General features: G+C 72.4%; 5 protein-coding genes. All 5 read right to left on the reverse strand.

Features of this window, described 5'->3' with window-relative positions; genetic code table 11:
- Positions 1–93 precede the first annotated feature (93 nt).
- Positions 94–1,932, reverse strand: coding sequence for a hypothetical protein (locus GA0070617_RS18725; protein ID WP_139135709.1), 1,839 nt, complete (start codon positions 1,930–1,932; stop codon positions 94–96).
- Positions 1,925–6,415, reverse strand: a complete 4,491-nt coding sequence (locus tag GA0070617_RS18730; protein WP_091439987.1) for a DUF6603 domain-containing protein — start codon at positions 6,413–6,415, stop codon at positions 1,925–1,927. The genes GA0070617_RS18725 and GA0070617_RS18730 overlap by 8 nt, the downstream gene beginning before the upstream one ends.
- Complete coding sequence (locus tag GA0070617_RS18735; protein ID WP_091439991.1) at positions 6,412–7,620, reverse strand: ComEC/Rec2 family competence protein; 1,209 nt, start codon at positions 7,618–7,620, stop codon at positions 6,412–6,414. The genes GA0070617_RS18730 and GA0070617_RS18735 overlap by 4 nt, the downstream gene beginning before the upstream one ends.
- 22 nt (positions 7,621–7,642) lie before the next feature.
- Complete coding sequence (locus GA0070617_RS18740; RefSeq protein WP_091439994.1) at positions 7,643–10,222, reverse strand: LamG domain-containing protein; 2,580 nt, start codon at positions 10,220–10,222, stop codon at positions 7,643–7,645.
- Between the two features lie 67 nt (positions 10,223–10,289).
- Positions 10,290–10,499, reverse strand: coding sequence for a hypothetical protein (locus GA0070617_RS18745; protein ID WP_091439997.1), 210 nt, complete (start codon positions 10,497–10,499; stop codon positions 10,290–10,292).
- Positions 10,500–10,506: the final 7 nt, after the last annotated feature.

The following is a 10,506-nucleotide window of genomic DNA, read 5'->3' on the forward strand; positions in this document are numbered from 1 at the left end:
GTTACCACGACGGGCGTCGATCAACGCCCGACGCGTATCGGGTAACCGACGCGCCTCGTCACCGTCCGATCGGCCGACCGGGCCGGCACCCCGTCACGCCGACCCGACCCGCAGGAAGGTGACCCGCTCGGCGGTCTCGGTCAGTTGCAGGGCCAGATCACCCGCGTCGACCTCGGCCGCGGGCCGCCCCAGCGCCTGCGCCACCGCCCCGGCCAACTCCCGCATCGGCACCGTCCCCCGGGGCCCGAACGGCAGCGGGCCGAGGTGTCCCGGCGGGTCGTCGGTGCCCCCGGGGGCACGCAGCATCCGCCCGAAGGAGGTGCCGGAGGCGTCCGGCTCGACCGCCAGGTGCTGCGCCTCCGGCGGCTGATGCAGGTCCAGCCGGGCGAGCTGGTCGCCGGTGAAGAGGCAGAGCAGGATGTCCGGGGCGAGCCGGCGGCTCCCCCAGGACACCAACGGCTGCCTGCCCGCCAGGTCGGCGTAACCGTCGACGAGCAGCGCCGGATAACCGGAGACCACGTCGGAACGGATGAGCGCGCCGGTGACGGTGGGGAAATCCACCGGCACCGGGGCCACCGCGTCGCGTTGCTCGTCGGCCGGCCCGAGCCGGCCGATGCTGGTCGCCCCGTCGAGCAGGTGCCGAACCCAGGTCTGGTCCACGCCGAGGAACCTGATCGTCTCGGCCGGCAGCAGCCGCTCGTCGGGCACCAGGTAGGTGAGCGGGATCCCGTCGAGGCGGGTCAGACCGGTCAGCCAGTCGAGCACGCCGGCCGGCAGCGTGTCGTCGATCGGCGCCACGGCGAGCGGGTACCCGGGATCCACCTGCTGCTTGGCCCGCTGGTCCCGGCGGCGGCGCCACCCGTACAGGCCGGTGGCGACGTCGCCGCTGCTCAGCGCCAGCAGTCGGCCGAGCTGCCAGGCTGCGGCGTACCCGAGGTCGAACATGCCCAGCTCGGTGTCGAAGCGCAACAGCGCGTCCCCGGTCCGGGTCGGTGCGACCGGGCCGCCGTCGGTCGGGCCGGGCACCAGCGGACCCCGGTACCAGCCGATGCTGCGCCCGCCCTGACGCAACTGATGCCGCAGGGGCACGAACCCCGCTGCGAGGTAGCGGTCGACGGCAGCGCCTCCGGCCGGCGGCAGCCGGAGCGTGCCGCCGTCGTCGGCCAGGTCCCGTACCAGCGTGGCGAAGGTGTGGTCGGCACTCACCGAGGCGAACCGCCAACTGGTCAGACTGACCAGACGGACGGTGTGCGTCCGGCCGCCGCCCGGGGCCGGTCCGGGGTCGAAGACCGCCGGCCCGTCGCCCGTGGTCCGGAACCGGTGTTCCAGGGAGACCAGGTGCACCGTGCTGGTGCCCCCGGGTGTCGGCAGCCGGTTGCCGACCACCACGGCCGCTTCGGCCGCGTCGCCGTCGCCGGCGCGTACGTGCGCGAGCAGCGGCAGCTCGGCGTAGTCGGGCAGCAGCTCCGTCAACAGGTCGAGTGGGACGTCGATGACGGTGACCGGATCCTGGCCCGACTCGTGTCGCTCCGGGGTGGACGCCGCCGCCGGCAGCCAGCTGTCCGTCCCGAGCTGGCCGAGCGGTACGGTGTGCGGCTCGGGCCGTTCGTCCTCGCTGAAGAGCAACAGCGCCAGCCAGGGTGCGGCCGCCGGGTCGTCGCCGACCGGGCTGCGTTCCCAGGGCAGGGTGGCCCGCTCCAACACCACGTGCGGCAGTACGTTGCCGTGGTCGCCCACGCTGCCGTGTGGCGGGAACACCGCCCGGATCAGCGACGGGGCGAGACCGAACCGGTCACCGGCGACGGTGAACCGCCGGGTCACGGTGAAGTCCTCCGGCTCCAGGCTCACCTGCTGCGAGACGGTGACCTGGTAGTCGCCGGCGGGCAGCACCGGACGGTGGTGGGCGCGGAACTCCAGACGGGACTCAGACATGGGCGGCCACCTGGGGGATCGCGTGGAACTGACTGGTGTCGAAGCCGGCGAGGTCGACCCGCGCCGAGGGCAGCAACGCGGCGAGCACACCGGCCCGGGCGGCGGCGACGGTGGGCGCGGTGATCGTCTGCTCGATGGTGGCCGCGCGGGCGGCCGGTTCGTCGGGTGCCACCTGCCAGCGCGGCGGCGGATCGAGGGCGATCGCCTCCCGGGTGTACAGCGGGGTGCCCGCGCGCAGGTGCGCCCGGTCGACCCAGGCCGGGTCGGCGGGGGTGACCGCCGGTCGGGGCCGGATCTCGTACCCGGTGACCAGGTCGGTCAGCAGCGCCGGGTCGGTGACCTCGGCCCGGAGCCGCCCGCCCCACAGCGCGTACGGCAGATCGGCGCGGACCGGGGTGTAGTCGAACCGGTCCTCGACCGGGGTGCCCTCGTGGGTGATGGCGATCCGGTGCACGGCGGTGACGGCGCCTACCGCGACGTCGACCGGTCCGACGCCGAACAGGGTCCGTCCGGACCCGGTGGGCAGGGCGGTCTGCCCGGTGCCGCGCACCGCGCTGCTGGCCGGCACGGCGCTGCTGCTGGTCAGCACCAGCCCGGTCGGGTCGGCGATGCCCAGGTCGTCGGCGGCGGCGTCCGGGGTGCTGCGGTGCGAGTCGGCGCGCAGGGACAGACCGACCACCTGTTCCCGGGGCGGCAGCAGGGTGTCCCGGAAGCGGGACCACGTCAACGGGGTGGGGGTGGACGTGGCGGCGGCCCCGAACGTGATGTCGATGCTGGTGACGTCCAGGTCGATACGCGCGGTGCCGCCGAAGTCCGGGCCCCAGAGCTGGACGTCGGTGCCGACGTGCACGCTTATCGTGTGCGCGCCGAAGGCCTGGAACGTGTACGACGCGGTGACGCCGACGTGCAGGGCCGCCTCGTAGTGGTACGGCTGCCAGGAGAGCAGGAAGTCCATCGAGGCGTCGAAGGCGGCGCGCAGCGAGTCGTCCTGCCACACCGCGCTGACCCGACCGCCGGCCATCAGCATGCTCGGGGTCAACGCGAAGTAGCCGCCGCCGGAGATGCTGAGCTGCTCGCAGACCTGCCAGCTGAAGCCGAGCCGGGGCACGTTCGGGTAGTGCGCCGGCACCGGGAAGTGCGGGTGGTAGCCGCCGGCGGTGAGGGCGAAGTCACCTGCGTGGTCTCCGGCGAACCAGGTGGAGAAGGCGAGGCCGCCGGTGAGGTGACAGTCGGGGGACAGCAGGTACGACGCCCGGGTGAGCTGGGCGACCACCGTCAGGTAGCCGTCCTCCGGCACGATGCTGGCCCGCAGCGCGAGTTGGACCTGCGCGATCGCCGGGACCGGGGAGGCGGCCGGTTCCGGGGCCGGCAGCACCACCGTGGACAGTCCGAGCACGTCCAGCTCGAACCGGTGCCCGAGGGAGGCGGCGACCAGCACGAACGAGTCCACCATCTCGAACGAGTTGAGCCGCAGGCCGAGGGCGAGAAAGTAGTCCCCGACCGACGGCGGCAGGTAGTCGTCGAGGATCCGCAGCTCGTCGGCGAGGGTGGTGCCCGGCGGTGGCCCACTGATCGCGTCGATGACCAGCGGGAACGTCGCCACCGCGGCGATCTCGGGGGCGATGAACCGGCGGTTGTAGCCGAACCCGGCGGCGAGTCCGCGTACCGACAGGAACGGTGGGCCGCCCTGGATGCCGTTGAGGAAGGCGTAGGCGAACAGCGACGGCCCGGCGGGCAGCTGGGCGTACGCGCCGAGCGCGCCGAGGGAGAACGACAGGGTACGAAGCTGCAGTCCACCGCTGTACGCGGGGTAGCTGTGTCCCTCGTAGGTGATCGTGCTCTTGCGGAACGCCCCGTCCACCCGCAGCGGGCCGCTGGCGTACGACAGGCCGATGCCGCCGAGGTCGAAGGTCGGCAGGCTGAGCGGGGCGGAGGCGGACACCTCGACGGTGAGGCCGGTCAGCGACAGGGTCAGGCCGGCCACCGTCACCGACGCGTCGAGCAGCAGCGCGATCCGGGCACCGCCGGCCGGTGGCCTACGGAACGCCAGGCCGACCCGGGCGATGTGCAGCGGGCCGAACGACCGTTGCACGGTGATCCACGACGCGTCGTCGCCGGTGCGTACCGGCGGGTTGGTAGGTGCCGGCCCGGGGCTGCCGGAGGTCGGTGCCGCGACCCCCGGCCGGCCGCCGACCGGCACGGCGAGCGCCTGGGTCAGCGGCCCGAGCATGACGGTGGCGTCGACGGTGAAGCCGGCGGCGAGGTCGCCGGTGGGCAGCCGGGGGGCGGTGTCGGGCAGCAGCGCGTTGAGCGCGGCGGCCTCGGCCGCGACGAGCGCCGCGGTGCTGGCGATCACCCGTAGCGGGTCGACGCCCATGGTGGTCGCTCCGGTGAGGTGGTCACCGACGACCGGCAGCTTCGCCAGGTCGAGCGTGGCGGCGACCTCCACCCCGAAGACGTACGACTTCGTGGCGCTGCCGGTGCTCGGGGCGGCCAGCGCGAACAGCGCCCGGCGCAGGTCGAGCCGCACCCCCTCGGGTACGTGGCCGGCGGCCGACGCCGACAGCGCCCCCACCAGGGCGCGCAGTTCCGGCACCGGATCGGTGGTGGCGTGCGAGTACGACGCGGCCAGCCGGCGGGCCGTCGGGTCCTGAGCGAAGTGCACGTCGAGCCGGGGGTGGAAGGTTCCCCCGTCGACCGGTACGGCCAGCGCCAACGCGCCGGCGACGGACCGGGCGGCGGTGTCCACGGCGACGGTGAGCGCCACCTCGGTGTCGTCGACCGGGAACCGGGCCTGCCCGGTGACCGCCAGCCGTTTCGCTCCGGTGGAGACCGCCATCGCGAGGTTCTCCACGGTCGCCCCGGCCAGCGGGGCCGGCAGTGCGGGCCCGCCGAGGCGGCTCGCCAGGTCGTCGAAGAGCCCACCGATCGGGATCCGCTGGCCCGGCCCGGTCTCCCCGGCGAACTCCCACCCGCGCTGCGGCGACGGATCGTAGCCGGCCCGCACCCGGAGGCTTACCTGGTGCAGGTCGAACAGGGCCTCGGCCAGGAAGGTGGTCGAGGCCGACGTGTGGTCCAGGGCGAAGCTGACGGCCCGCAGCTCGACTCCGTCGGTGATCGCCCAGACGCCGTCGATCTCGATCATGCCGGTGAAGCTGGTGCCCTCGGTGCCGCTGCCCGGGAGGGCCACCTCGGCCATGAACGCGTCCACGGCGAGGTCGGGCAGGTGGGTCGGGTCACCTCCGGTGAAGTGTTCGTACACCTCCCGGATGCGCAGCGGTGGGTCGCCCTCGCGCAGGTGCCCGCCGAGCTGCCGGGTGCCCGGATCGGCGAAGAGCTCCAGCGTGCCCTCCTCGCCGATGCCGACCAGGCCGTTCACGGTGACGCCGAGGGCAGGGCTGCCGAACGGGTCGTTTACCCGGACGTTGACGTCGATCTGTTCCAGGGTCAGCAGGTCGGTGACGATCACCCAGTCGGCCTGCGTGTAGACGGTCGCGGTCACCCGGTCGACCGGGCGGGCCGTCCCGGGCGTCACGGTCAGGGCGACCTCGCCGAGGGTGATGCCGGCACCGGGATCGATGCCGAACGGGACGGTGAGACTGGACTGCCCGAGCAGGCCGGCGATGTCGGCCATGGTGACCGGGCCGAGCGGCCCGAAGTCCGCCGCGAGCCGGATCGACTGCCGCCACCCGCCGACCATGGCGCTGACCAGGACCGACCTGGTCCGGGTCGCACCGGCAGGACCGTCGGCCGTGCTGACGGGCAGCGCGCCGCCGACCCGGACGTACGCAACCACCTCCTGGTCGATGGTGGAGACGTTGAGTTGCGGCCGGCCGACCAGCTCGTACCGCAGGTCGGTGAGGGTGACCGGACCGAGGTCGAGTTGGTGTCCCCGATAGCCGGCCAGCTCCACCTCGGGCACCAGCGGGGTCGGCACGGGCAGGTCGGTGGGGGCGACCCGGCGCATGGTGAGCGTTCCGGTCACCGGGTGGGCGGTGCCGGGGAAGAGCAGGGTCAGCAGGCTCATCGCGGGGGTGATCCGCAGGTCACCGCTGAAGGCCATCGGCACGTCGGCCACGGCGGGCGCGGGGTCGGTCCCGTCGAGCAGGGTCGAGTCCAGGGTCAGGGTGGGGCCGTCGAAGCGCAGGTCGGCGAGGAGCCCGCCGCGCAGCGCCGGGAAGGCGTCGGCGAGGGACCAGCCCGGCCCGGCGGTGGCCGTGACGACGATTCCGGTGACCTCCTCGGCGACCAGCGTGAACCGGATCGTCACGGACATCGCGGCGAACGGTGCGGTGTCCCCGGTGCCGCTGACGACGGTGTCATCGCCCGGGACCGGCCGGGTGGCGGCGGTGAGCGTGATCCGGTGGGTGGGCAGGAAACGGCCGAGGTACCCGGCGACCCGTGCGGGGAGCGTGTCCACCGCAAGGTCGAACGTGCCGGCGTCGACGGCGGCCGTCAGTACGGCGAGGTCCCGGCGGTTCATCCTGGTGCCACCCAGGTGATGTCCAACGGCGACAGGGTGAGCGGCTGGGGCACGACCGATCCGGTGGAGTAGACCGGGGTCGTGATGTTCTCTGCCGACGACGGCGTGACGATTCCGTTGGGGTACGACCAGACGTCGTGTGCGGACGCTGCTTTGCCGTCTGTCACGAACTGGTTGTGGTACCGCTGCACCACGGCGCGGGACGGAAGCCCGTACCCCGGGTCACCGACCTTGCCGGAGCTGATCAGCGCGCGTTCGGTGGGCGCGACGAGCTGCACGAACTCCGGCGAGGAGGAGGTGTTGACGCTGCCGTGGTGGGCGACGTGGACGATGTTCACGTTCTTGAGCCGCTTCTTGTACTTCTTCGCCCAGATGCTCTTCGTCATGAGGTACTCCTCGGTCGACCAGGTGGCGTCCCCGCAGAGCAGCAGCTTCCTGCCGAAGACCTCGACCAGGGTGACCACACTGGCCCGGTTGTTGCCGTCGTTGGTGTCGTCGTCGGCGACGTACTTCTCCTCGACGCCACTGGCCAGGATGGTGATCGTGCAGTTGGGCTCGGTCAGGATCCGTAGCCCGCCCTCCGGATCGAGGCTGGGTGGACCGGCTCCGAGCGGGTGGGGCTGGTATTTGGTGTCGCTCGGGCCGCGGCGCTGCAGGGTGGTCGAGCCGTTGTCGTCGGTGTCCTTGTTGCAGGTCACCCACCACTCCGTGCCGGTCTGGCTCTGCTGGATCCATTTGCTGAGGGTGCTGCTGTACTTACTCAGCTCCCTGCTGTGATAGATCTCGCCGACGGTGACGTAGCCGTCGTGCAGCTTCATAACCTCCTTGAGCTTGTTGAAGTGGTCCTTGTCGCAGTGGGTGAGGATCAGGATGTCGATCTGCGGATAGTCGGCGCTGAGGAACCGGTCGCAGAAGAGGTTGTGGTAGGCGAAGAGCTTCAGGTAGGCGTCGGAGAGTCCGTCGTCGGTCCGGGAGGAGCCGCAGTCCACCAGGACGACCTTCCCGCCGGGGGTCTTGAGCACGATGCAGTCGCCCTGGCCCATGTTGACGAAGCGGGCGTAGAAGTTCCCGTCGTCGCGGGTGCCGGTCAGGCTGCCGTCGCCGCCCAGCGTCAGGCGCTGCTTCAGGTCCGTGACGTCCGCCGGCTCAACCTTGACCTTCTTGCTGGCGGTCGTTTCCTCGACGATCTTGCGCTTGCGTGCCATCGGAACGCGTCCTCCTCGTCGTTCAGCCCGGGAAGGCGATCCGCCAGCGGCCCTGGCTGACCCGCTCGCCCTTGCGTCGCCAGGTGAAGACGTGCCGCCGGTCGTTGTCGAAGGGACTGAAGTCGGCGGCGTAGGCGAACTCGTTCTGCAGCACGTTGAAGAGGTCGAACTCCAACTGCCCGGCGGCGAGCCGCACCAGCGCGCGCAGTTCGTGCGCGCCGATGGAGACCCCGTCCACGGTCAACGCCTGGAAGGTGCCCCGCGCGGCGCTCACGTCGATCAGCCCTTCGGAGCCCCCGTCCTTGAACGTGATGCCCTCGGGGCGGCCCTCGATGCGGTGCCAGAACTTGTGGGAGTGGTGGAACCTGATGCTGGGATAGACGTCGACACCGTTCGGCGTCTGCGCCTGGAACAGCTCCAGGAACAGCGCCCCACCGCCGGACTGCTCGTCGCGACGCAGCTGAAGGTGGTCGGAGCCGGCGGTGACCACCACCTGACCGGACCGGACCCGGTTGGCCCGCACCTCGGCGGCGTGCGCCACCGCGGCGTGCACGTCGATCAGCCCCTCCGATCCCCCGTGCTTGAACGTGATGCCGTCGGGGTTGGCCTCGATGCGGTGCCAGAACGCGTCCGCGTGGTGGAACCGGATGCTGGGGTAGACCTGCACACCCTTCGGGGTCGCCGCCTGGTACAGCTCCAGGAACACCGGGCTGCCGCCGGTCTGCTCCTCCCGGCGGAGCTGGAGGTGGTCGGTGACGGCCTGGACGGTCAGCCGCGCCACCGGTGCGGTGGTGCCGACCCCGACGTTGTTGCCCACCGGGTTGATCGCCAACGGCGCGCCACCGTGCGACTGCACCCACGAGTAGCCGCGGTCGTAGCCCAGCCGCAGGTTGGGCTGGTTCGTCGGTCCGACGATCACACTGCCCGCGTGACCGTTGGTGCTCTGGTCCACGACGTGCAGCCGCGCCTCGGGAGCGACCGTACCCAACCCCGCCGCACTGCCCGCGAAGACCAGCGGCGCACGCTCCACCTCGACGGCGAGCACCCCGTCCCGGAAACCGGGAATGTTGCGGTACGCGAGCAGCACCGGTGCCCGCCCCGGGCTGGCCAGACCGTGCACCTCGCTGAGGGTCAGGTCCCACCAGCCGTCCGGCGGTACCGCGGTGTCCTCGTCGGGAATCAGCGTCCACTGCGCGCGCTGGCCCAACTGCTCCCGCCGGACCTGCCACCCACCGCCGGCCGGCCCACCGATGGCGAGATCGACCACCCCGGCCGTGCCGGCGTCGGTCAACGCCCAGTCCCGGGACTCCTCGGCCAACTGCACCTCGAAGGAGAGCACCAGCTCCGACGGGGCCACACCGTCGGCCCCGGTCAGCGGCACCGCGACGTCGCGGGACAGGTTCGCCACCCGCAGGCGCAGGGTGCTGGCGGTCACGCCGTCGCTGAGTACCCGATCACCGCCGACCAGCCCCAGGTGCAGCGGAGGATCGGAGCGGCCCCGGTCGTTGACGATCTCCAGGATCTGGTGCCGGGCGCCGGTCAGCTCGGTCGGCTCGCCGACGTACCCGACACGTCGGTAGCCCAGCTCCACCCGGCTGCCTCGGGTGCCACCGGCCGCGTCGGCGCGTACTCCGGCGATCGGCAGCTCGACGCTCTGGCCGGCCGGGATCGTCATGGCGTCCGGCCCGCGCAGGTAACAGGTGGTGGGGCCGGCGTCGGTGGTCAGGGTCCAGCCCGGGACCGACAGGGTGGGCACGGAGCCGGCGGCCAGCACCCCGCCCCGGAACCGCAACGCGAAATGGTGCTCCTGCGCCGAGACCGGCCCGAGCCCCGGCCACAGGGTCAGGTCGTGCCGCGACGAGTTGGTCAGCCGCAGGGTGAGGCGTTGACCGGTCGGCGTGTCGTCGATCCGGAGCACCGGCTGTTCGTCGGCATCGACCAGCTCGAAGCCGATCGGATGGGTACGCACGAACGACGGCCGGACGGCCTGCCCCGCGCCCATGTCCTGACGCAGCTCCTCGACCGACCGGGTGTCGCTGTGCACCCGCACCTGGGCCGCCGAGAAGGCGAGGTACGAACCGGCGGCGTCGGGGTCCCGCCCGAGCGTGAACGGTGCCGTCGTGGCACGCACCGGCGCGGGCAGCGCGGTCTCGGCGACGACCACCCCGTCGAGCAGGACCCGGGCCGTCCGGTCTTCGCTGGTCACCGCCACGTGGTGCCATTCGCCGAAGGTCAGCGTCCCGGTGGGGGTGTCGTGCTTGACGATGCCGTCGGTGGTGACGAGCTGGTGCACGAGGCGACCGTCACCGAGCAGCCACAGCGTGAAGCCCTCCGCCTGCCCGAACAGGACGCCCGCCGCGTCGGCCGACATCGGCGGAACCCGCACCCAGGCCTGCGCCGTGACCGGTGCCGGCAGAGCCGAGACGCTGGTCACCGCGGCGGCACCGCCACTGAGCTCAAGGCAGCTGCCGAACCGCTCGTCGGGGCGGACCACCGCAGCGCCCTCCACCGTGCCCGTCGTCCGGGCGACCGGGGTGCCGACCACCAGCGGGCCGGATACCAGGTCGTCGAGCTGCCAGTGCAGCAACAACCGCTCGCTCATGCCGCCACCTCGCTCCGCGCGGCGTCGACACGACAACCGACCACCACGATTCGCTCGCGCCGCTCGCTCATGCCGCCACCTCGCTGGACGTGGTCGGGACGCCCACGGTGACCGGGCTGGTCGCGGTGGCCGGGGCGGTGGCCGGCTGGAGCTGGGCGCCGGCCTGCTCGCCGATCGCCTCGATCAGCGCGTAGACGCGCACGTAGGGCAGTTGCCCGAGCGCTTCCAGGACGGTGTTTGTCTGGTCCAGCGAGAGCTGGAGGGTGATCTGCGGCATCGGTGCG

This window comes from Micromonospora yangpuensis (assembly GCF_900091615.1).
GTDB lineage: Bacteria > Actinomycetota > Actinomycetes > Mycobacteriales > Micromonosporaceae > Micromonospora > Micromonospora yangpuensis.

What these genes read in the sequence shown, in the direction of transcription:
- GA0070617_RS18740 (WP_091439994.1), bottom strand. Translation starts at nt 10,222, where the DNA reads ATGAGCGAGCGGTTGTTGCTGCACTGGCAGCTCGACGACCTGGTATCC.
- GA0070617_RS18725 (WP_139135709.1), bottom strand. Translation starts at nt 1,932, where the DNA reads ATGTCTGAGTCCCGTCTGGAGTTCCGCGCCCACCACCGTCCGGTGCTG.
- GA0070617_RS18730 (WP_091439987.1), bottom strand. Translation starts at nt 6,415, where the DNA reads ATGAACCGCCGGGACCTCGCCGTACTGACGGCCGCCGTCGACGCCGGC.
- GA0070617_RS18735 (WP_091439991.1), bottom strand. Translation starts at nt 7,620, where the DNA reads ATGGCACGCAAGCGCAAGATCGTCGAGGAAACGACCGCCAGCAAGAAG.
- GA0070617_RS18745 (WP_091439997.1), bottom strand. Translation starts at nt 10,499, where the DNA reads ATGCCGCAGATCACCCTCCAGCTCTCGCTGGACCAGACAAACACCGTC.